Source organism: Pseudoxanthomonas winnipegensis (assembly GCF_004283755.1).
GTDB classification, from domain to species: domain Bacteria; phylum Pseudomonadota; class Gammaproteobacteria; order Xanthomonadales; family Xanthomonadaceae; genus Pseudoxanthomonas_A; species Pseudoxanthomonas_A winnipegensis.
Window position 1 is genome coordinate 245,977 of the sequence record NZ_SHMH01000004.1, and the last position, 21,473, is coordinate 267,449.

Annotated in this window: 21 protein-coding genes; 13 read left to right on the forward strand and 8 right to left on the reverse strand. The window is 68.5% G+C overall.

Annotated elements, in window-relative coordinates:
• The first annotated feature begins 62 nt into the window (after positions 1 to 62).
• The 4 genes from gcvH to EAT51_RS09595 all read left to right on the forward strand — a co-directional run bounded on the left by gcvH (position 63) and on the right by EAT51_RS09595 (position 2,694).
• A complete protein-coding gene (gcvH, locus tag EAT51_RS09580; protein ID WP_130517329.1) occupies positions 63 to 458 on the forward strand; it encodes a glycine cleavage system protein GcvH in 396 nt (131 codons plus the stop codon).
• A complete protein-coding gene (locus EAT51_RS09585) occupies positions 455 to 931 on the forward strand; it encodes a hypothetical protein (RefSeq protein WP_130561554.1) in 477 nt (158 codons plus the stop codon). Before gcvH ends, EAT51_RS09585 begins: the two co-directional genes overlap by 4 nt.
• A gap of 396 nt (positions 932 to 1,327) precedes the next feature.
• On the forward strand, positions 1,328 to 1,684 hold the full coding sequence (locus tag EAT51_RS09590; RefSeq protein WP_130517333.1) for a histidine biosynthesis protein HisIE: 357 nt from the start codon (positions 1,328 to 1,330) through the stop codon (positions 1,682 to 1,684).
• Between the two features lie 353 nt (positions 1,685 to 2,037).
• Complete coding sequence (locus EAT51_RS09595; protein ID WP_130517335.1) at positions 2,038 to 2,694, forward strand: DUF2968 domain-containing protein; 657 nt, start codon at positions 2,038 to 2,040, stop codon at positions 2,692 to 2,694.
• A 795-nt stretch (positions 2,695 to 3,489) separates the two neighbouring features.
• Here EAT51_RS09595 and EAT51_RS09600 read toward each other — a convergent pair.
• Positions 3,490 to 4,965: a serine hydrolase domain-containing protein gene (locus EAT51_RS09600; RefSeq protein WP_130517337.1), complete on the reverse strand. Its 1,476-nt coding sequence runs from the start codon at positions 4,963 to 4,965 to the stop codon at positions 3,490 to 3,492.
• Positions 4,966 to 5,176: 211 nt separating this feature from the next.
• Here EAT51_RS09600 and EAT51_RS09605 point away from each other — a divergent pair, with 211 nt between their 5' ends.
• The 3 genes from EAT51_RS09605 to EAT51_RS09615 all read left to right on the forward strand — a co-directional run bounded on the left by EAT51_RS09605 (position 5,177) and on the right by EAT51_RS09615 (position 7,897).
• A complete protein-coding gene (locus EAT51_RS09605) occupies positions 5,177 to 6,076 on the forward strand; it encodes a DMT family transporter (protein WP_130517339.1) in 900 nt (299 codons plus the stop codon).
• 80 nt (positions 6,077 to 6,156) lie between these two features.
• Complete coding sequence (locus tag EAT51_RS09610; RefSeq protein WP_228257874.1) at positions 6,157 to 7,473, forward strand: NTP/NDP exchange transporter; 1,317 nt, start codon at positions 6,157 to 6,159, stop codon at positions 7,471 to 7,473.
• A gap of 67 nt (positions 7,474 to 7,540) precedes the next feature.
• Positions 7,541 to 7,897: a DUF1304 domain-containing protein gene (locus EAT51_RS09615; protein ID WP_130561555.1), complete on the forward strand. Its 357-nt coding sequence runs from the start codon at positions 7,541 to 7,543 to the stop codon at positions 7,895 to 7,897.
• Here EAT51_RS09615 and EAT51_RS09620 read toward each other — a convergent pair.
• The 3 genes from EAT51_RS09620 to EAT51_RS09630 all read right to left on the reverse strand — a co-directional run bounded on the left by EAT51_RS09620 (position 7,892) and on the right by EAT51_RS09630 (position 11,878).
• Positions 7,892 to 8,377 carry a hotdog fold domain-containing protein gene (locus EAT51_RS09620; RefSeq protein ID WP_130517345.1) on the reverse strand — a complete coding sequence of 162 codons (486 nt, stop codon included), beginning with the start codon at positions 8,375 to 8,377 and terminating at the stop codon, positions 7,892 to 7,894. The genes EAT51_RS09615 and EAT51_RS09620 overlap by 6 nt on opposite strands.
• Positions 8,378 to 8,450: 73 nt before the next feature.
• Positions 8,451 to 10,925 (reverse strand): acyl-CoA dehydrogenase, encoded by a 2,475-nt coding sequence (locus tag EAT51_RS09625; protein ID WP_130517347.1) that lies wholly within the window; start codon positions 10,923 to 10,925, stop codon positions 8,451 to 8,453.
• A complete protein-coding gene (locus EAT51_RS09630) occupies positions 10,922 to 11,878 on the reverse strand; it encodes an alpha/beta fold hydrolase (RefSeq protein WP_130517349.1) in 957 nt (318 codons plus the stop codon). The genes EAT51_RS09625 and EAT51_RS09630 overlap by 4 nt, the downstream gene beginning before the upstream one ends.
• Before the next feature lie 125 nt (positions 11,879 to 12,003).
• Here EAT51_RS09630 and EAT51_RS09635 point away from each other — a divergent pair, with 125 nt between their 5' ends.
• The 4 genes from EAT51_RS09635 to EAT51_RS09650 are packed head-to-tail and all read left to right on the forward strand — an operon-like array spanning position 12,004 to position 14,671.
• The gene (locus EAT51_RS09635; protein WP_130517351.1) at positions 12,004 to 12,603 is read left to right on the forward strand and encodes a TetR/AcrR family transcriptional regulator; all 600 of its coding nucleotides are present in this window, start codon (positions 12,004 to 12,006) and stop codon (positions 12,601 to 12,603) included.
• Between the two features lie 48 nt (positions 12,604 to 12,651).
• Positions 12,652 to 13,236 (forward strand): RNA polymerase sigma factor, encoded by a 585-nt coding sequence (locus tag EAT51_RS09640; RefSeq protein ID WP_130517353.1) that lies wholly within the window; start codon positions 12,652 to 12,654, stop codon positions 13,234 to 13,236.
• Complete coding sequence (locus tag EAT51_RS09645; protein WP_130517355.1) at positions 13,233 to 13,766, forward strand: hypothetical protein; 534 nt, start codon at positions 13,233 to 13,235, stop codon at positions 13,764 to 13,766. The genes EAT51_RS09640 and EAT51_RS09645 overlap by 4 nt, the downstream gene beginning before the upstream one ends.
• A gap of 11 nt (positions 13,767 to 13,777) precedes the next feature.
• Positions 13,778 to 14,671: a DUF4097 family beta strand repeat-containing protein gene (locus EAT51_RS09650; RefSeq protein WP_130517357.1), complete on the forward strand. Its 894-nt coding sequence runs from the start codon at positions 13,778 to 13,780 to the stop codon at positions 14,669 to 14,671.
• Positions 14,672 to 14,830: 159 nt separating this feature from the next.
• Here the strand turns inward: EAT51_RS09650 and EAT51_RS09655 are convergent, their stop codons facing one another.
• Positions 14,831 to 15,685: an XOO1806 family protein gene (locus EAT51_RS09655; protein ID WP_425478221.1), complete on the reverse strand. Its 855-nt coding sequence runs from the start codon at positions 15,683 to 15,685 to the stop codon at positions 14,831 to 14,833.
• Between the two features lie 116 nt (positions 15,686 to 15,801).
• Complete coding sequence (hslO, locus tag EAT51_RS09660; protein WP_130517359.1) at positions 15,802 to 16,701, reverse strand: Hsp33 family molecular chaperone HslO; 900 nt, start codon at positions 16,699 to 16,701, stop codon at positions 15,802 to 15,804.
• Positions 16,702 to 16,865: 164 nt separating this feature from the next.
• Here hslO and mtgA point away from each other — a divergent pair, with 164 nt between their 5' ends.
• Positions 16,866 to 17,597 carry a monofunctional biosynthetic peptidoglycan transglycosylase gene (mtgA, locus tag EAT51_RS09665; RefSeq protein ID WP_130517360.1) on the forward strand — a complete coding sequence of 244 codons (732 nt, stop codon included), beginning with the start codon at positions 16,866 to 16,868 and terminating at the stop codon, positions 17,595 to 17,597.
• 2 nt (positions 17,598 to 17,599) lie between these two features.
• The gene (locus EAT51_RS09670; RefSeq protein WP_130561556.1) at positions 17,600 to 18,592 is read left to right on the forward strand and encodes a glycosyltransferase family 2 protein; all 993 of its coding nucleotides are present in this window, start codon (positions 17,600 to 17,602) and stop codon (positions 18,590 to 18,592) included.
• A 101-nt stretch (positions 18,593 to 18,693) separates the two neighbouring features.
• Here the strand turns inward: EAT51_RS09670 and EAT51_RS09675 are convergent, their stop codons facing one another.
• Positions 18,694 to 20,658 carry an AsmA family protein gene (locus EAT51_RS09675; RefSeq protein WP_228257876.1) on the reverse strand — a complete coding sequence of 655 codons (1,965 nt, stop codon included), beginning with the start codon at positions 20,656 to 20,658 and terminating at the stop codon, positions 18,694 to 18,696.
• A 75-nt stretch (positions 20,659 to 20,733) separates the two neighbouring features.
• Complete coding sequence (trhA, locus tag EAT51_RS09680; RefSeq protein ID WP_130528514.1) at positions 20,734 to 21,402, reverse strand: PAQR family membrane homeostasis protein TrhA; 669 nt, start codon at positions 21,400 to 21,402, stop codon at positions 20,734 to 20,736.
• Between the last annotated feature and the right edge of the window lie 71 nt (positions 21,403 to 21,473).

The window sequence follows — 21,473 nt, forward strand, 5'->3', positions numbered from 1 at the left end:
GCGGCCTTTCGTTAGACTTGCGCCATTCCCAACCATCGCGCCCAACCGGCCGGAGCATCCTCATGAGCGAGATCCCTGGTGATCTGAAATTCCTCAAGTCCCACGAGTGGGCGCGTGTCGAAGGCAACGGCCGCGTCACCGTCGGCATTTCCGACCACGCCCAGGGGCTGCTGGGCGACCTGGTCTACGTCGAGCTGCCCAACGTGGGCGATGCGGTCACCGCCGGCAACGCCTGCGCGGTGGTCGAGTCGGTCAAGGCCGCCTCGGACGTCTACAGCCCGGTGTCGGGTACGGTCGTCGAGGTCAACGAGGCGCTGGCTGACAAGCCGGAGACCATCAACGAGGACGCCTACGGCGAAGGCTGGCTGTTCGTGGTCGAGATCAGCGACGCCGACGAGCTCAACGACCTGCTCGGCCCGGACGACTACGCCGAGCAGCTGGAAGAAGACGAAGAGTGATCCATGCACGCCGGCCCGGTGCCGGCGTCGCACGCAAGACCAACGCCGCGTCCTGGACGCGGCGTTTTTTTATGGGTCCGTTCCGGCGCCATCGCGGCGTGATGTTCGTGTCGTCGAGACGCTCGCCTGCATCGACATGGCAGGCGATCGGGATGCGCGCGACGCCGCGCGCTTGGAAAAAGTTTGCGCAGTTGGCGCGCGAGGCAGCTTGTGCGACGCGAAAACGCATGCCGCGAGCGCCTTCGGAATCAGGTGCGATTCAACTGCGCGACACCTTCGACGCCACCATCGGCACGCGCGTCCGAGCGCATGCGTCGGCAGTCGCGTCACGCGCGACGCGCGCAGCAAACTGCATAAAAAAAGCACTCTGCTCGACATGCGTTGTCGCGCGCGCGTCGCCGCGCCATCGGCTCGAACGCTATCGGCTCGGCAGCCCGGCGCGGCAAGGCGATGACGCGCTTCAAAACACATGAGAAATTTTTCTGAAAAACCATTGACACTAGAAAAAACCGTGATTAGGTTTCGCCCCAACGCGCACAGGCGCTATGCAAATCAAGCGAGTCGGTCATCGCGACGAAACCCACAACGGCAAGGTCGCCCGCCCGTACCCCCGGCAGGATGGTCGAAGGCTTCGCTTCCCCTGAAGAAATTCGAACCCCGATCCGCATCGACACCTGCGCCGCAGTCGCCGCAGGTGTCTTTGCTTTGACGGGTGCACGACGTCGGCCCCGGCCGGCGTCGCAACAGATCCGCCCCAGCGCGCATGGCGCGTCGGCGGCTGCATGCGGGTCCGACTCCCGCGGCGTTTTGAGTACTGGGCTTAGCAACGGATGTTTCATCCAAAGTAATCACTGACGAGGAGCCATCACATGGCAACGAAGAAAGCTGCGAAGAAGCCGGCCAAAAAGGCCGTCAAGAAGGTCGCCAAGAAAGCGGCCGCCAAGAAGGCTGTAAAGAAGGTCGCCAAGAAGGCCGCCAAGAAGGTCGCTAAGAAGGCCCCGGCGAAGAAGGTCGTGAAGAAGGCTGCCAAGAAGGTCGCGAAGAAGGCCGCCAAGAAGGCCCCGGCGAAGAAGGTCGCCAAGAAGGCCGCCAAGAAGGCTCCGGCGAAGAAGGCTGCCAAGAAGGCTCCGGCCAAGAAGGCTGCCAAGAAGTCGCCGGCCAAGAAGGCGACCAAGAAGAAGGCCGCTCCGGTCGCTCTGCCGGCAACCCCGGCGCCGCTGATCTAACGAGAAGTATCGCGGCGACATCGCCGCGCGCTGTCGTTCTGACTGCAGCTTCCTTCCCCGGTTGCCCAGCGGGGAAGGAAGTGTTTTTTTTTGGGGCGTCACCCCGGCGCCGCACGCGACACCCGGCCCGGCCCGCGCATCGCCGACCACGGCATCGGCCTGCCAGGCGCAGGAACAAAGTGGCGCCCGCGCCCTGCGGCCCGCGAAAGCCGCGTGCTAACATCCCGACCGTATGCCCTGCGCAACGCAGGGGGGCGATCACGCCAGAGAAGTCGGGGCAAGACGGATGATTCATCGGGGGAGCATGTCAAGGATCTGGTTCGGCGCGGCCATCGTGCTGATCTCCACGGCCTGTGCGCCGCTGCCTGCCGCCACGCGGACCAAGAGCCCCGCCGCCCGAGCAGACCGCCGAAGTGGCCGAGCCCAGCATCGGCAACACCGCCGAGGAGCTGCGCCACCTGATGGACGCCGGCTCGCTGACCGAGCTGCGTACCACCTACAACGGCAACTACGGCGCCAGCCTGCTGTTCCATGCCGACTCGCTCAACTATTACGTCACCCTGTTCCGCGACAAGCAGTTCTGGCGCGTGATCCGCACCAGTTCGGTCGAGCAGGCCGAGCAGGTCTACAAGACCTTCGTCGACCAGACCAACCAGCTCTCCCAGGTCTATATCGACACCGTGCGCCTGGAGGCCGGCAAGCGCTACACCGAGCGCATGGTCGAACTGAATCAGAAGCGCCTGCAGGGACTCCAGGCCGAAGTCGAGCAGCAGCGCCAGCAGGCCCTGCAGGTCAGTAACGCCCTGCAGCAGAACAAGCAGCAGGCGGTGAGCCTGAGCAGCGACCTGCGCGCCACCAACACCGAACTGGAAGCGCTGACCCGCCGCATCGAACAGCTGCAGCAACAGCAGGGCAATCCCGCCCTGGAGCTGCCGCCGACACCGGCCACCGCTCCGGCAGTGCAGCCGACTGCGCCGAGCCCTTCGGTGCCGGCGCCGGGCACGGACTGAGCGAAGCGCCGGGTCGCGCCGTTTCGGCATAGCCCGGTTCGCAATCAAGCCCGGCAGTTGCCGGGCTTTTTTGTTCCTCGCCGAGCGTGGGGCGTCAAGCGCCTGACGACCTGCATGCGGTCTTGGCCCATCCATTCGCCGACCGGCCTCGCCCAGCCGAGCGCACCCGCTCGGTTGGTCATCCTCCCTGGCTGACGCTCGGATGGGAAAAGAATGAACTTGCCGCATCCCGTGGGAACCACTGTCTCTCAGATCAGCCGCGTCCTCCTTGTAGAGCGGAGCTTGCTCCGCTGCTCTTCGTTCGGTTCGTGGGGAAGGCTCCAGCGGAGCAAGCTCCGCTCTACAGGGGGGGGCGCAATGGTGGTGATGAGGCACTACCAGGAAATGCGTGAAGCGCGATGAGACATCGCGGGTAAAGCCCCATCGCCGCCATTGGCCCAAAAGTCCAGAAGGGCGGCTCCCAGGGGATTTTCGCAAGGACTGTTTTATCGCCGTCCGACGGACCGCTGCCCCTGCGAAGCCGAAACGCGTGCGCCGCGATCCCTCGACCGAGAGACCCTTTTGTCCTGATTCCGGCGGCTACTTGCGCCTGTCGGTCGGGCACCCGGTCGATCAGACAATGCCGCAGTGAGCGGCACTGCGAAGACTGCAGGCGCACGCCGCACGGGCAGCAGCCCGCGACCCGTCCAGCCCGAATTGCGGCAATCACGCATCCGAGGCCCGCGGGGTACCTCCCAACGAAAAACGCCGGGCAACGCCCGGCGTTTTTCTTGGCTATGTTCGCCGGTTGGCGGATCAGTGCGGCGCAGCCACGGCCTTGCTCGAAGCCGCGCCGGCCTCGTCGTCGTCGCTGACGTTGTCGTCGGAGGCGGCGTGCATGGCCTGCGGCAGCGGATGACCATTGGTCTGCGCCAGCAGCAGCTGCTTGGCCATGTCGGTGTCCAGCCAGCGCTGCGGCGACAGACCCAGCGCAGTGTCCAGCACCGTCGGCAGCAAGCCGGACGGCAGCGGACTGTTGCTGTTCCACAGGATCGCCACGCCGAAGTCGCGCCCCGGCACCAGCGCGACCAGGCCGCGGTAGCCCTCCACCGCACCGGCATGGAACACGACCTGCTGGCCCGAGTAATCCAGCACGCGCCAGGCCAGCGCATAGCTGGCCGACTCCACGCGCGCACCGCGCCAGCCGGCGCGCATCTCGCCCGGCGTGCTGATCAGCGGCGCATGCAGCGTGGCCAGCAGCGGCGCCGGCAGCACGTCCGGACGGTGGCCCAGCTGCGCCAGCAGCCACTGCGCCATGTCGCTGGCGCTGGCATTGACCCCGGCGGCCGGCGCCAGACGGTAATAGGTCGGCTTGGGATTGATCGAAGCCCAGCCACTGCGCGCACGCACGTGCGGCTTGGCCCAGCTCGGGCTGTTCTCGATGCCGGCCAGGCCGATGCTGGCGTCGTTCATGCCCAGCGGCTTGAAGATCCGCCGGTCCACGGCCTGATCGTAGAAGCTGCCGGTCGCGGCGAAGACCACATCGCCGATCAGGCTGAAGGCGACGTTCTGGTACTCGTAGCACTGCCCCGGGCGGCAGCCCAGCGGCGCGGTGGCCAGCTTCTGCGAGACGGTGTAGTAGTCCGCGTTGCCCTCGATGTCGTTGTCGAAGGCGTTGTGCCAGCGCAGACCGGTGCGGTGGCTGAGCACGTCGGCCACGGTGACCTCACGCGTGGCGACCGGATCGATCAGGCGGAAGCTGGGCACATAGTCGGCGACCTTGCTGTCCCAGCGGATCACGCCATCGTTGACCAGCAGCCCGGCCATCGTGCCGGCGAAGGCCTTGGACAGCGAGGCCAGACGGAAGACGGTATGCGCATCGATCGGACGCGGGTTGCGCACATCGGTCACGCCATACCCCTTGGCGCTGATGATGCGGCCGTCCTGGACCACGGCCATGGCCAGCCCCGGGACGCGCTGGCCCACGGTCAGGTCCTTGGCCAGTGCCTCGAACGCGGCGACGTCGAAGCCCGGCGCGACCGGGCGCACATCGCTGGGCGACAGCGCGGTGCGATACGGCAAGGGCTTGGTGGGAGATTCGTAGGGCGCCGGCGCGGCGCGCCAGGCGGCGGCTTGTGTCGCGCCTTCGGCGGCGCCGCTCATGGTGACCGTCGCCAGCTGTGCGGGCAGGGTCGGCGTCTGTGCAGTGGAGGACACGGCCAGCGGCAGCAGCGCGGCCAACAAGGTCATCGTCAGCGATCGCGCACGATGGCGCCCCCTGAGGTTTTTCATGTGCGAGATGCCCGCGTGATCTGGCGTGTTTTGGATCATAACGCTCATGTCGAGAAATGCACAAACGGCCGGAGATTGGCCGGCCATCTCGTTCATCCCATTGATCTTTTTGAACAGCGCGCCGCGCCCTCCGCGCGCCCTGTTCAGCGTCTTGCAACGCGACCAAAGCGGTAATGACGGCGCTGCAAGGTGCGGGCGATCATGCCCGGACATGGCCGCGCCAGCCCCCGATTCCCCGCCCCGTTCCGGCCGCGATGCGCTGCTGGGGATCGGGTTCGTGCTGGTGTGGTGCACCGGCTATATCGCCGGCAAGGTCGCCGTCGCCCACGCCGCGCCGCTGACCTCGCTGACGCTGCGCTTCGGCATCGCCGCGCTCGTGTTCGGCGCGCTGGCCCTGATCGGGCGGGTGGGGCGCTGCCGGCGCGTGGACCTGCTGCACAGCGCCGCCACCGGCGTCCTGATGCTGGCCCTGCACTTCGGCGCGGTCTACGTGGCCTTCCAGTGGGGCGCCAACGCCGGCGTGTCGGCCCTGGTGATCGGCGCCATGCCGCTGCTGGTGGCGCTGGTGGCCACCCTGGACGGCAGCGAACGGCTCGGCGCGTGGCGCTGGTTCGGCATGGCCCTGGGCCTGCTCGGCGTGGCGCTGGTGGTGGCCGACCGCGTCGATGGCGCCACGCCGCTGAAGGCCTGGGCGATGCTGGCGCTGGGGCTGGTGGGCATCACGGCCGGCACGCTCTACCAGAAGCGTCACGCCGCGCACCTGGACATGCGCCTGGGCCTGACCGTGCAGAATGCGGCCGCCACGCTGGTGCTCCTGCCGTTCGCGCTGTTGGAGGGGTTTCGCTTCGACGACAGCGCGGCCTTCCACGGCGCCCTGGCGTGGCTGGTGCTGGTCAATTCGATCGGCGGCTTCGCCCTGCTGTTCCTGCTGATCCGGCGCGGCGCGGCGACCCGCGTCGCCGCGCTGTTCTTCCTGATGCCGCCGGGGACCGCGGTGTTCGGCCACCTCACCCTGGGCGAGCACCTGACCTGGCTCAAGGGCGCGGGATTCGCCTGCGCGGCGATCGGCGTCTGGCTGGCCACGCGCAGCGAGGCGCCGCGGGCCGCCTAGCGATCCGCGCCTGCGCGCTGGCGATGTTGCAGTGCATCGGCTACCGTGCGCGGCAATCGAACGCGCCGGAGTCGCCGCCCGTGGTCACGCACAAGCCCCATCGGATCGAAGGGGGAGAGGGTTGGGCGCTCGCGCTGTCCTTCGTGTGCTTCTTCTGTGTGCTCGCCGCGTACTACGTCGTGCGCCCGGTCCGCGAGCAGCTGTCCGCGGCCGTGGGTTCGACCCAGCTGCCCTGGTTCTATCTGGCGACCTTCATCGCCACCCTGCTGCTGACGCCGGTGTTCGCCGGGCTGGCCTCGCGCTGGCCCAGGCGGCGGCTGGTGCCGCTGGTGTATCTGTTCTTCATCGTCTGCCAGCTCGCCTTCATCCCGGCCTTCACCTCGGTCGGTCTGCTCAGCCCGCGCGCGCTGGGCATGGTGTTCTTCGTCTGGGTGAGCGTGTTCAACCTGTTCGTGGTGTCGGTGTTCTGGATCTTCATGTCCGACATCTGGAGCCTGGCGCAGTCCCGGCGCCTGTTTCCGATCATCGCGGTGGCCGGCACGCTGGGCGCGCTGGCCGGCCCGATGCTGACGCGCTCGCTGGTGCAGCTGCTCGGCGTGGCGCCGCTGCTGCTGGTGTCGGCGGCGCTGCTTGGCGTGTCGACCGTGTGCGTGGTGCTGCTGGGCCGCTGGGCCAGCGCGCATGGCGCGCGCCGGCATGAGGACGGGCACGAGGCCGCGCTCGGCGGCAGCATGTGGGATGGCCTGAAGCAGATCTTCGCCGACCCCTTCATGCGCGGCATGGCGATCCTGCTGCTGCTGGCCGACGGCATCGGCACGGTCAACTACGCCCTGCTGGTCGATTACTCCGGCGCGACCTTCGCCGATGCGGTGGCGCGCACGCGCTTCCATGCCGACGTGGACCTGGCCGGCAACCTGCTCACGGTGATCGTGCAGCTGACCATCACCCGCTGGCTGCTGCCCCGGCGCGGACCGGGCACGCTGATCCTGCTGTGGTCGGTGATCAGCATCGCGGTGCTGCTGCTGGTGGTGTGCTCGTCCAATCCGCATGCGCCGCTGTTCGTGCTGCCGGTGCTGATCGGCCCGGTCGCGCCCACGGTGCTGGCGCTGGTGGTGAGTCGCGGACTGGCCTACGGCATGGCCGAGCCGGCGCGCCACAGTCTCTATACCCGCGTGCCGCGCAACGTGCGCTACAAGGGCCAGAACGCGGTGGACACCGCGGTGTGGCGCTTCGGCGACGTGGCCATCGCCACCGGCATGAACGGGCTGAAGTCGGTCGGGATGACCATCGGTGGCTTCGCCGCGGTCAGTGCGCTGGCCGCCTTCGCCGCGGCTGGCATCGGCTGGCGCCTGTGGAAGCGCGTGGAACGAATCGACGAGTCGGCCGCACCGCGCTGAGCCGGCCGCGTGCTTCCCGGACGCGCACGCGGCACACTGCGCGCCTGCTCACCGACCGGATGGAACCATGCCTGTCATCGCCCTCGTCCTGACCGTATTGGTCGCGCTGCTGCACCTGTGGTTCCTGGTGCTGGAGATGGCACTGTGGACGCGCCCGCTCGGGCTCAAGACCTTCCGCATGTCGTCGGAGAAGGCGCAGACCACGCGCGTGCTGGCGGCCAACCAGGGGCTCTACAACGGCTTCCTCGCCGCCGGCCTGCTGTGGGGCGGGCTGCTGCTGCGCGACGTGCGCGTGGTGGCGTTCTTCCTGGCCTGCGTGGTGGTGGCCGGTGCCTTCGGGGCGGCGACGGTGAGCCGGCGCATCCTGTGGATCCAGGCCGTGCCGGCGGCGCTGGCGCTGGTCTGTCTGTTCGCCGGCCTATGAGCGCGGCGCGCGCGCCGGCTTCGGCGAGACCCACATGTCCACCTGCGCGGTGAACACGGTGTCGCCAGCGGCATCGCGCACGGCCACGTCCACCGGCAGCGCATAACCCTCCGTCGCCTCGCGTATCGGCGCGGCCGGCGTGGCCACCGCCTGCTGCGGGCCGACCGCCTTCTTCAGATAGCGCACCGACATGCCCTGGGGAATCCAGCGCATCGAGGCGGGCAGGCTGGCGTCGGTCATCAGGCCGGCGGTGAGCTCGGCCAGGTTGCACAGGGCGATCGCATGCACCGTGCCGATGTGGTTGTGCACGCGGCGACGGTCGGCGATGCGCGCCTCGCAGCGTCCGACTTCCAGCAGGGTGATGCGCGGGGCGATGCTGCCGAAGTAGGGCGCCTTGAAGCATACCGCGCGCGAGAACAGCCAGCCGCCGGCGGGCCAGCGCTGCAGGCGGCGATACAACGTCAGGAGAGGTGCGGCCATGTGATGCGACTCCGGACAAGACGACGGCGGACCGAGGTCCGCCGTCGTGGGCAACGAAAAAAACGCGGGGAACTCAGGCGGCTTCGCGCGCGTCGGCCTGTCGCACCTGCTGGCGATAGCCGGCCGAGCGCAGTTCCTCGGTGTCGAAGTCGTCCACGCTGATGGTGTCCATCGTGATCGCACGCAGCTCTTCCAGCTGCACGCGCTCCTCGGCGGTGATCAGGCCCTCGCGCACGGCCTCGTCCAGCTGCGCCGGGAAGTCCAGCGCCTCGATGCCCTTGGTCTTGAGCGCCTTGATGAACTTGCGCTCGACCGGCTCGGCGGCCACGGCCTTGGCCAGATAGCTGGCGATGCGGCCGCCCGGGTTGTTCTCGCACGGGGTCAGGAACACACCGCGGGCCAGCTGATCGCGCGCGGCATTGGGCGTCATCAGCAGCGCGGCCACGCGATGGCCCAGGCGGTCGCCGGGCGCCTCGGCACGGCGGCCCCAGGGGAAGATCAGCGCCCACATCAGCCAGCCGATCGGACGAATCGGGAAGTTGCGCAGCGCCGCCGACAGCGCCAGCTCGATCTCGTGCACGCTGTTGTGGAAGGCCCAGGCCAGCAGCGGCTGCTCGGCCTGCGGCGCGCCCTCGTCGTGATAGCGCTTGAGCATGGCGCTGGTCATGTAGATGTGGCTGAGCACATCGCCCAGGCGGCCGGACAGCGACTCCTTGAACTTCAGCTTGCCGCCCAGCGTCATCATCGAGATGTCGGCCATCAGCGCCAGGTTGGCCGAGTAGCGGTCCAGTTTGCGGAAGAAGCGCTTGGTGTAGGCGTCGCCCGGGGCGGCGCCGATGCGCGAGGCGGTCAGGCCGAACCAGAACGAACGCACCGCGTTGGAGATGCCGAAGCCGATATGGCCGAACAGGCTGCGATCGAAGGCGTCCAGGCCCGCCGCGCGGTCCGGATCCTGCGCGGCCTTCATCTCCTTCATCACCCACGGATGGCACAGGATCGCCCCCTGGCCGAAGATCAGCAGGCTGCGGGTCATGATGTTGGCGCCTTCCACGGTGATGGCCACCGGCGAGGCCTGCCAGCTGCGGCCGGCGAAGTTGCGCGGACCCAGGATGATGCCCTTGCCGCCGATCACATCCATCATGTCGGCGATGCACTCGCGGCTCATGCTGGTGCAGTGGTACTTGGCGATGGCCGACGGCACCGACGGCACGTCGCCGCGGTCCACCGCCGCGGCCGTGGCCTGCGACAGCGCGCTGATGATGTAGGCCTTGCCGCCGATGCGGGCCAGGGCTTCCTCCACGCCCTCGAAGCGGCCGACCGACAGGCCGAACTGCTTGCGGATGCGGGCATAGGCGCCGGTGACCACCGCGCCGGCCTTGGCGCCGCCGCTGGCGGTGGAGGGCAGGGTGATCGAGCGGCCCACGGCCAGACACTCGTTGAGCATGTTCCAGCCCTTGCCGGCCATGTCGGCCCCGCCGATCAGCTGGCTGAGCGGGATGAAGACTTCCCTGCCGTGGATCGGGCCGTTCTGGAACGGCGAGTTGAGCGGGAAGTGGCGACGGCCGATCTCCACGCCCTCGGTGTCGCGCGGCAGCAGCGCCAGGGTGATGCCGATGTCCTTGGTGTCGCCCAGCAGACCATCGGGGTCGTACATGCGGAAGGCCAGGCCGATCAGTGTGGCCACCGGCGCCAGGGTGATGTAGCGCTTGTCGAAGGTGAGCTTCAGGCCCAGCACGTTGGCGCCGTTCCACTCGCCCTTGCAGACGATGCCGTAGTCGGGGATGGAGGTCGCATCGGAGCCGGCGAACGGCCCGGTCAGGCCGAAGCACGGCACTTCCTCGCCCACGGCCAGGCGCGGCAGGTAGTAGTCCTTCTGCTCCTGGGTGCCGTAGTGGTTGAGCAGCTCGCCCGGGCCCAGCGAGTTGGGCACGCCAACCGTGGAGCTGACCACGCTGGAGATGGAGGCCAGCTTCTGGATCACCTTGTGGTGGGCCAGCGCCGAGAACCCCAGGCCGCCGTACTGCTTGGGAATGATCATGCCGAAGAACTTGTTCTTCTTGATGAAGTCCCACAACTCGGGCGGCAGGTCGGCGTGGACGTGGGTGATCTCCCAGTCGTTGACCATCCGGCACAGCTCCTCGACCGGGCCATCCAGGAAGGCCTGCTCCTCGGCGGTGAGCTGCGGCTTGGGATAGTTGAGCAGCTTGTTCCAGTCCGGATCGCCGGTGAACAGCTCACCCTCGAAGCCGACCGAACCGGTCTCCAGCGCGATGCGCTCGGTCTGCGACAGCGGCGGCAGCACCTTGCGGAAGAACTTCATCATCGGCGCGCTGACCAGCGCCTTGCGCGAGGCCGGCAGCAGCAGCGGCAGGGTGATCGCCGCGACGATGACCGCGGCCACGATGCACGCGGTGGCGCTGGCGCCGAGCAGCCAGCAAGCGACCAGGGCGCAGGCGCTGATCGCGGCCCACGTGGCCAGGCGCATGCGGTGATAGGCGGCGATCGCACCGGCCAGCAGGACGGCGAGGAACGGGACCAGGATGCTCATGAGCGTGCTCCGGAAGCGGAATCGAAAGCGGTATTGAAGGAGCGGGGGTGCCGGGCGCGCGCCAGCGTGCCAAGGTAGTCGAGCACCACCGCGGTGAATGCATCGTTGTCGTCGCCGGCCAGCATGTGGCCGACATTGGGAACCTGGATGTGCTGCGCGTGCGGCACCAGCGCCTGGAAGGTGCGCACGTTGTCTTCGGAGACCAGCTCGCTGCGGCCGCCGCTGATCAGCAGCACCGGGCAGCGCACGCCGCGCGCCGCCGCGGCGATGTCGTCCTGATGGCGGGCGCTGTCGCGCACCAGGTCGTCGACCAGGCGCCGATCCCAGTGCCAGTGCCAGCGGCCGTCCTCCCCTGCGTGCAGCAGCGCGGCCAGTTCGTCGGGCGTCTTGCGGGCGCGCCGGTGCGGCAGATAGCCGGCCACCACATCGGCGGCGTGCTCGAGCGAGTCGAAGCCGTCGGGAAACGCGGTGACGAACTGCAGCACGCGCGCCAGCCCGGCCTCGTCCCAGTGCGGGGTGACGTCCACCAGCACCACGGCCGAGAACAGCCCGGGCCAGCGACTTTCGGCCAGCAGCCCGAACAGGCCGCCCATCGAGGCACCGACCAGCACCGGCGGCTCGGCCTGTTCGCCGGCGACGATGATCAGGTCGTCGACGAACTGCGCGCCGTCGTAGGCCACCTCCTGAGCATTGCGCTGCGAATCGCCGTGACCGCGCGCGTCATAGGCCAGTCCCGCATGCCCCTGCGCGGCCAGGCGCAGGCCGGTGCGCTGCCAGGCGCCGCGGGTCTGGCCGAAGCCATGGGTGTAGAGCACGGACGCCTGGTCCGCCGTCGCACCCGCCGGGGGCAGGTAGGCCGTGCCGGCCAAGTGGATGCCGCAGGCGCCGACGAGATCGACCGCGCGCGTGGCGGCCGATCCAGGGGCGTCGAGCGGGGAGCGGGTGTCAACCATACGCACAAGTATGGGCGTGTGTTTCGAGCGCCGTCAATCCATACAAGCGTTTGATTCAACAAAAGAAAATGATGCATTGCAGCAAACGTACCGCTGCATGCTCATGCGTATGGTTAAATGCGGCGATGAACACGCCAGCGCCTTCGCCACGCCCCGTTCCTGCCTCGCGCTCGGCCCGTTTGAGCGCCGACGACTGGGCCCAGGCCGCGCTGGACATGGTCGCCGAGCAGGGCGTGGCCGCGGTCGCCGTCGAACCGTTGGCGCGGCGCCTGGGTGTGACCAAGGGCAGCTTTTATTGGCATTTCCCCTCGCGCGACACCTTGCTGCAGGCCGCGCTGGAGCGCTGGGAGATGGTCGAGCAGGAGAGCGTGTTCGGCAGCCTGGAGGCCGTGCCCGACCCGCGCGAGCGCCTCCGCCAGCTGTTCCTGCTGGTCGCGCACGAGGCCAAGTCGCACATTATTTATAGTGAGCTGCTCAAGGCGCTGGACCATCCGGCGGTCGCGCCGGTCATCCAGCGCGTGTCCCAGCGCCGTCTTGACTACCTGATCGCGTCGTTTCGCCAGGCCGGCATGAGCCGCACCGACGCCCAGCACCGCGCGCGCCTGGCCTATGCGGCCTACGTCGGCTTCCTGCAGCTGTCCCTGCAGCTGCACCAGCCGCGCATGCAGCACGAGGAGTTCGAGGATTACGTCAACCACATGATCGCCGCGCTGATTCCCAATTAGTTCGCGACGGCCTTAAACCTTCCCGCCGCAGCGCGCATCCGAACTGGCATGCTGACCTCGGCCGTGACCTTCGCCACCGACCCGCTCGCCACCGACGCCACCGAAGTGGACGTCGAACAGGCGCGCGCCGCCGCCGCCGGCGATACCCGCGCCTTCGAGCAGCTCTACCGACGACACGTGGGCAAGGTGCACGGCGTGATCGTGCGCTTGGTCGGCGGCCACGGCGCCCGCGCCGAGGACCTGACCCAGGAGACCTTCGTGCGGGTGTGGCGCGCGCTGCCCGAGTTCCGCTTCGAAAGCGCGCTGTCCACCTGGCTGCACCGCATGGCGGTCAATACCGCGTTGATGGAACTCCGCAGCCGGCGCGCCGGTCCACGCTGGGAAGAGGAGGTCGACGGCGACGACATGGCGATGCTCGACCCGCGTGAGCAGGGACCGGCCCTGCGCATGGACCTGGAGCGCGCGATCGGTACTTTGCCGCCTCGCGCCCGCGCCGTGCTGGTTCTGCACGACGTGGAAGGATGGAAACACGAGGAAATCTCCGCATCACTGGGCATGGCCGTCGGCAGTTCCAAGGCGCAGCTGCACCGCGCCAGGCAGTTGCTGCGGGTCCGTCTGGAGGCACACCAATGAACGAACAACACGACGACGATCTCCGCTTCGCCCTGCGCACCCTGCGCCAGGACGCGGCCCCCGAACGCGACCTCTGGCCCGATATCGCCGCACGCCTGGAACCGCGCAGCGCCGAGCCGCCAACGCATGCCGCGCCGCGCAGACAACGCACGCGGCGCTGGCAGCCCTTCGCCCTGGCCGCCGCGCTGGCGCTGGTGGCGGTGATCGGCTGGCGCTTGCAGTCCGGTCTGCATCCCGCGTCCTCGGCGCCGACGCCGTCGCTGGCGCAGACGCCACCGCGGGCGCCCAGCCACGCCCCGCTGCGTGCCGAGGCCGTGCGCATGACGCGCGATTACCAGATCGCGCTGGAGCGGATGCACGGCGCGCCGATGCCGGTGGCGCTCCAGCCGGCGCTGGAGGATCTCGACCGCAGCGCCAGCCAGGTGCTGCAAGCGATCGACCACAACCCGCGCTCGGCCCAGCTGCTGCAGACCCTGCGTTACACCTATGACCGCCGCCTGGCGCTGACCCGCCGCGCGGCCCTGAGCTAGAGGCCCCGATCATGCGACACCTCGTCTTCCTCGCCCTGCTCCTGGGCAGCGCCGCCGCCCAGGCCGGCACCCCGATCAACCAGACCCTGCCGCTGGACGCGCGCGGCAAGGTCGAAGTGGACAATCTCAAGGGCCGCATCCAGGTGCGCACCTGGGATCGCAACGAAGTCCAGTTGCGCGGCACGCTCGGCGATGGCGTGGAGAAGCTGGACGTCGATGCCGACGGCGGCGGCTCGCTCGACATCAAGGTGCGCTATCCGAAGGACGGCGGGTGGGGCGGCAAGTCCTCCGGCCCGACCGACCTGCAGCTGACCGTGCCGGTGCGGGCCTCGCTGGAGCTGCACTCGGTGTCGGCCGATATCGACGTGTCCGGCGTGGCGTCCGACGAGCTGTCGATCAACAGTGTCAGCGGCGAGGTACGGGTGGCCGCCGCCCCGCGCGAGGTCTCGATCAATACGGTCAGCGGCTCGGTCACCGCCACGGTCAACAGCAGCCAGGTCGATCTGCAGACCGTCAGCGGCGCGGTCGATCTGCGTGGCCGGCTCAGCGGCGAAGTCGAGGTCGAAACGGTGTCGGGCAGCATCCAGGTCGCGGTCAAGGAAGAGCGCCTGCGCGAGCTGTCCACCAACAGCGTCAGCGGCAGCACGCGCGTGTCCACCGCCCTGGCCCGCAACGGCAAGCTCTCGCTGTCCAGCGTCAGCGGCAGCGTGCTGCTGGTGGCACCGAAGGATCTGTCCGCCCACGTCAGCGGCGAGACCTTCAGCGGCAGCCTCAAGGCCACCGGTGCCAGGATCGAGAAACCCCAATACGGCCCCGGCCGCTCCTTCGACAACCGCTACGGCAACGGCGAAGGCGAGATCACCCTGGAGACCTTCTCCGGCGACGCCGAGCTGCGGCTGGAGTAAGGACTCGCACGCGTCGATCGCCCCGGCATGCCGGGGCGATCGACGTTTTGCTGCAAGCCTTGCGCTGATCCCACGCTGGCTCTGCTCAAGACAGCAAAATGGCGCCGAAGCGGCGCCATTTTCGGAGGCTGTCTTTCGTGCTGGCTTTACTTTGCGCCCTTACAGATCCTGCTCGTAACGCACGTAAGGCACGGTGCCGTCGTCGCCGATGGGCGAGTTGGGAGCGAAGGGATTCTTGCCGCTGGTGACGATGTTCTCGGCGCCGACGGTGAGCTGGCCGCTCCACGGAGTGCGCCAGGTCACGCCGACACCCAGGCCTTCCCACTTGCCCGGCTGACCGGGGGCGTCCACGACGCGGCCGATGATGCTGCCGCTGAAGGCGCCGTAGCCGCCGCCGAGGCTGAGGCTACGGCTGGTCCACTGATCGGGGATGCTGGTCAGCTCGGAGGCAGGCACCAGCTTGGCGTGCGCCACGGTGCCGCCGATGGTAACGAAGCCTTCGCGGCCCAGGTTCTTCTGGCCGAACACGGCCAGGTCGTTCTGCTCGAAGCGGCCCGGCGACACGCCGTTGCCGGTCATCCAGGCGGGCAGGGTGTCATGACCGCTGCCCAGGCTCAGGCCCACCTTGCCGCCGGGGCGGCTGAGGCTGGTGGTGGCGCTGAGGTGCTGGCCGTTATTCTGGCCGTCGTCGTCCAGACGGGCGACATTGCAGTAGGTGATCAGGCTGCTGATGCTGCTGCCGATGCCATTGCGGTTGTTGCACAGCAGGCCGAGCGATTCGCCGGCATCCAGACCGAAGGCGGCGCTGAGCGTGTTGCGGCCCATGCGCCAGCGGGCGCCGGCGGCGGCTTCGTCGGTCGGCTCCAGGATCAGGGCGCCTTCGACCTGGCCGTTGCTGTTCCACACCGGCAGCATCGTGGTCGAATTGGCGCGCGTCTGTGCGAGCGCACCCGTCCCCGCCGTGGACACGGCGAGCATCAGGGAAAGCAGCGTTCGAGAAGTACGCAGGCGCATGGTTCGACTTGGACCAGCAGAGCGGGATGAAGTTCCCCTCCCGACATCCTCAAGCTAACTGATTTATGTTTATTTAACAAGCCAAGATGACGTGAAATCGTGCGCTGCCGCCCGGTTCACTGCAGCCGTTCCGAGCTGCTCGCCACCATCGGCGTGGGCTCGAACAGCGCGTCGATCTGCGCCGGCGTGAAATGGTAGGTGCGCCCGCAGAATTCGCAGCGGACCTCGGCCTGCCCGGTCTCGGCGGTGGCCTCCGCTTCCTCGCGTCCCAGCGAAACCAGCATGCTTTCCACCCGCTCGCGCGAGCAGGAGCAGCCGAAGCGCACGGGCCGTTGGTCCAGCACCGACACCGATTCCTCATGGAACAGCCGGTGCAGCAGGGCGGTGGAGGCGGTCCCGAGCAGTTCTTCGCGGCCGAGGGTGTCGAACAGCAGGCCGGCGCGGTTCCAGCCGTCGGCGTCGCCTTCGTCGCCTGGCAGCTTCTGCAGCATCAGGCCGGCGACCTGTTCGCCGTCGGCGGCCAGCAGCAGGCGCGTCGGCAACTGCTCGGAATTGCGGAAGTAGCCTTCGAACGCGGCGTCCAGGGTCGGCGTGCCCAGTTCGACCAGGCTCTGGTAGCGCTGCGGCTGGCGCGGGTCCAGGCCCGGATTCTCGATGGTGATGGCGAGCAGGGCATCCTGGCCCAGGGCGGTGAGATCGGCCGGCGCGTCGCCAGCCTCGCCCAGCTGGACGATGCCGCGCACCGTGCCCGCGGCGGTGCACTCTGCGAACAGGGTGCGCAGGCCGCGGCTGGCGCGCAGCTGGACGGACAGGCGTCCCTCGATCTTGATGTGACCGGTGAACAGCGCGGCGGCGGCGATGGCCTTGCCGAGCAGGTCGCGGGCCTGCGGCGGATAGTCGGCCGGTTCGAGCAATTCGGCCCAGGTCTGGCGCAGGCGCACGGCCACGCCGCGCACGCCGGCCTCCGGCAACAGGAAGCGGGTGCGCAGGTCGGTGGTGTCGGCGGATGCGGTCACAGGTGAATCCAGGAAGAAGTGGGAATGGCGACGCAGCCCGGCCGCCCTGGGTCCCCTTCAATGCGGTCGCGGCGGCCGTTTTCCAAGCGCCCGCCCACGCGTGGCCTGCGGGAAGAGGGGGGTGAACAGGTAACATCATCGCGCTTCATCGCCGCCAGCCGAGGATTTCCGCCATCGACGCCAAGCCTGCTGTCTCCCGCCGCCGTCGCTGGTTGCGCTGGCTGCTGGCGCTGCCGTTCCTGATCGCCGCCGCCTCGGCGCTGCAGGTGATGGTGCTGCGCTTCGTCGACCCGCCGTTCTCCGCGTTCATGGTGGCACGGCAGCTGGAGGCCTGGGGCGAGGGCGACTGGCGCTTCCATCCGGTCTACGAATGGCGCGACCTGGAGCGGATCGCGCCCGCGCTGCCGCTGTCGATGGTCGCCGCCGAGGACCAGCGCTTCGCCGATCACGACGGCTTCGACCTGCAGGCCATCGAGAAGGCGCGCGCGCACAACGAGCGCGGTGGCCGCGTGCGCGGTGCCAGCACGATCAGCCAGCAGGTGGCCAAGAACCTGTTCCTGTGGTCCGGGCGCAGCTATGTGCGCAAGGGCATCGAGGCCTGGTACACGGTGCTGATCGAGCTGTTCTGGCCCAAGCGCCGGATCCTGGAGGTCTACGCCAACATCGCCGAGTTCGGAGACGGCGTGTACGGCGCGCAGGCGGCGGCGCGCAGCTTCTGGCGGACCGATGCCTCGCGGCTCAGCGCACAGCAGGCAGCGCAGTTGGCGGCGGTGCTGCCGGCGCCGCGCAACTACGACGCCGCGCGGCCCGGGCCTTATGTGGCCCGCCGCGCCGGCTGGATCCAGCGTCAGGTCCGCCAGATCGGCGGCGCCACTTATCTTGAATCCCTGGAGTGACCATGGCCTTCGACCTGTTGACCGTGGTGGTCGCCGCGCGCAACGAGCAGGACGCCCTGCCGCGCCTGCACCCGCGCCTGCGCGCGGTGCTGGACCGGCTCGATGGCGTCACCGGACGCGTGCTGTACATCGACGATGGCAGTACCGATGCGACCTGGTCGGTGATGCAGCGCCTGGCCGAGCAGGACCCGCTGGTCGAGTTGCTGCGCCTGTCGCGCAACTTCGGCAAGGAAGCGGCGCTGACCGCCGGCCTGGACCAGGTCGCCGAAGACAGCGCGGTGTTGATCCTCGACGCCGACGGCCAGGACCCGCCGGAGCTGATCCCGCAGTTCGTCGCCGCCTGGCGCGAGGGCCATGACAACGTGTTCGGCACCCGCGTGGAGCGCGACGGCGAGAGCTGGCTCAAGCGCCTGACCGCGCATGGCTTCTATCGCGTGATCGGACGCCTGTCCAAGACGCCGATTCCGGCCGACACCGGCGATTTCCGCCTGCTCTCGCCGCGCGCGCTGGGCGCGCTCAGGCAGCTGCGCGAGCGGCATCGCTTCATGAAGGGCCTGTTCGGCTGGGTGGGTTACTCGCAGCTGGCCGTGCCTTACCACCGCGAAGCGCGCATCGCCGGGCACAGCAAGTTCGGCGCGTGGAAGCTGTGGAACTTCGCCCTCGAAGGCATCACCAGTTTCTCGACCGCGCCGCTGCGGGTGGCGACCTACCTGGGGCTGTTGGTGGCGGCGATGGCGTTCGTCTTCGCCGTGGTCATCGTGGCCCGCGCGATGCTGCATGGCGACCCGGTGGCGGGCTGGCCCAGCCTGATGACGGTGGTGCTGTTCCTGGGCGGGACGCAGCTGATCGCGCTGGGGCTGATCGGGGAGTATCTGGGCCGGCTGTACGAGGAATCCAAGCAGCGGCCGTTGTATCTGATCGATCAGTGGCGTCCGGCGCGGCAGGAGTTCACGCCGGCAGCGGAGGCGACGGCTCGGCGTCAGTCGGTCGATTGAGGTTGGCGGTGTCTGTTGCGCAAGGGCAGGGGATCGTTGGCGTCCCTGCAATAACGCCGAAGTCTCCGTCATTCCGGCGTTCGCAGGAATGACGGGGAGGCTTACTTGGCGTACTGGCCGCCGCAGTTGGCGTCTTCGCCGCCGCCCAGATCCAGGGTCGCCAGCAGCGCGGCCGGGGGCGCGATGCTGCCCAGCGCCAAGGCCACCGCGCCGCGCAGGCCCAGCTTCTTGAGGTCTGGGCGGAACGAGGGATCCTTGAAGGTGCCGCCGATATCCAGCGGCGTGCGGAAGCTCAGAATGCTGCGGTCCTTCGGCCGCGGCCGCAGCACCAGGTCCAGCGACTCATCCTTCAGGTTGATGGTGCCCTCGCCGAGCACGAGGGTGTCGGTGGTGTCGAAGGCCATCGAGCGGGTCTGCATCAGGCCGTCCTTGATGCCGAAATCTGCGAACGCGCAGCGGATCGGCACCTGCTTGTTGCGGTCGAACAGATAGCCCAGCGACTGGGTCACATCCAGGCCGGCCAGTTCGACCAGCAGCTGCGGCAGATGCCCCTTGCCCATGCCCACGCCCAGCTGGCCGTTGGCGTTGGCCGCCATCTCGGCGATCGAGTTGCCGGTGGTGTCGATATCGATTCCGCCGCCGATGCGTCCGATCGCGTCCTGGGTGAGTTTGACGCTCGGAAACAGCTGGCCCAGGTTGAGCGTGCGCACCGCAATCTGGGCGCGGGTGCGAATCACGGGCTGGCGCGCGTCCATGCGGATGTTGGAGCGGATGTCGCCGCCGGCCACGCCGAAATTCAGCGGCTGCAGCTGCAGCAATCCGTCATCGAGCACAAGGTGCGCATCCATGTCGTCGATCGGCAGCTTGGGCGCATTGATGCGGGTCGCCTTCAGGCGCACGTCCGCATCCATCGCACGCAGCTTGGACAGGTTGTAGCGCCCCTGCGGCAGCACGCGCGGGCTGGCGGCGAGCTTGGCGGCCTGCGCTTCCTGCTTGGCGCTGCGCGTCTCGGCCGGTCCGCCCTTGGAGGGCGCATTGATGAAGCCGGCCAGGTCGTCGAAATCCAGGCGCTTGGACACCAGATCGGCGTCCAGCTTCAGCCGCGGTCCGCCGACGGTGACCGCCGCCGAACCGCCCAGATCGCTGTCGCCGACCTTGCCGGCGAACTTGTCGTAATGCCAGACATTGCCGGCACGGGTCAGGGTGCCGTCGATCGCGTAGGGCGGCGTTTCCGGCAGGGCCACGCCGATCAGCGGATACAGGTCGGCCAGGTCCTGGCCGGACAGCGCCATGCGCAGGTCGAAGCCGCCCAGATGCAGCGGATCGATCAACGTGCCGCGTGCGTGTGCCTTGCTGGCGCCCGCGGCGGCGTTGAGATCGATACGGTACGGGCGCTCGGTCTGGGTGAGGTCAAGCGGCGACTGGATCCGTCCCTTCAGCGTAAAGGCGTTGGCGCCCCAGCGGCCCGCGCCGGTGAGGTCGATCGGCGGCGCGCGATACTGCGCGTCCGGCTTGCCGCTGCTGGCCTGCACGCGCAGGTCGGTCTTGTTGGGCGGGTCGAGATAGTGCAGGCGCAACGCATCGACGATCACCGCGCCGAAGCGCACGTCCATGCCGCCGTCCTGCGAGGGCTCGTCGCGCTTGAAGTTCCAGTTGCCGCCGCCCTGCGCGGTGGTGCGATTCTGCAGCTCGACGACGGGCTGGGTGATGCGGATCGCGGGCAGCGAGACGTTGCGGTGGAACAGCAGTTGCGGCACGTCCAGATCCAGCTCCAGGTGCTGGACGGTCGCCATCTCCGGCGCGGTCTTGAGCGCCCAGTCCGCATTGGCAAGGCGGAGGCCGTCGGCGCGGATGGTGCTGATCCGGCCCAGATCCACGTCCAGGTTGCCGTCGATGTGGAAGGCGCGCCCGGTCTTGGCCGACACCGCGCGCTCGACCGGCCCTTTGAACCAGTTCCAGTCCCAGAAGATGATCAGCAGCACGATCAGCACTGCGACGATTCCCAGTGCGGTCAGCACGGGATGGGCGCGAACGAACGGGCGCGGCGTGGTATCTGCGGGCGTCATGGGCCCTACTATCGGCAAGCGGGGTGTTCACGTGCCGCGAAGAGCGCGCAGCCGATTGGTCACGCGCAGGCGGTGTCAGCCGCCGTGATGCAGGCGCGGCACCAGCACCTGACCGGTGACGGCGATGAAGTGGCAGACGCTGCCGGCGAGCACGAACAGGTGCCAGATCGCGTGGAAATAGCGCACCGAATCGCGCTGGTAGAAGTAGGTGCCCAGCGTGTAGAACAGACCGCCGGCCAGCAGCCAGCCCAGCGTGAAGGCATCTACCGATTTGAGCAGCGGCTCGATCGCGACCACCACCAGCCAGCCCATGACCACGTAGACGATGGTCGACAGCAGCTTGAAGCGCCCGGTGTAGAACAGCTTGAACACTACGCCGATCACGGCGATGGTCCAGATCGCCGCGAACAGGCCCCAGCCCCATGGCCCGCGCAGCCCGATCAGCGTGAACGGGGTGTAGGTGCCGGCGATCAGCAGATAGATCGCGCAGTGGTCGAAGATCTGCAGCCGCGCCTTGGCCATCGGGTGCTGGATGGCGTGGTACAGCGTGGAGGCCACGTAGAGCAGCAGCAAGGTGCTGCTGAAGACGATCGCCGTCCCCAGCTGCCAGGCGTCGCCGTACAGCGCGCTCAGGGTGATCAGCACCGCGCCGCCGGCCAGCGCCGCCACCGCGCCCAACCCATGGGTCAGGGCGCTGGCGATCTCGTCACGCAGGTTGGTCTCGGGATGCGCCTGCAGAGCCATGCTGCGAACTTTATCGCACCGCGATGAGCGTGGTGCGTCGCAGCAGTCGCGGTGACGCCCGCTGACCGGGA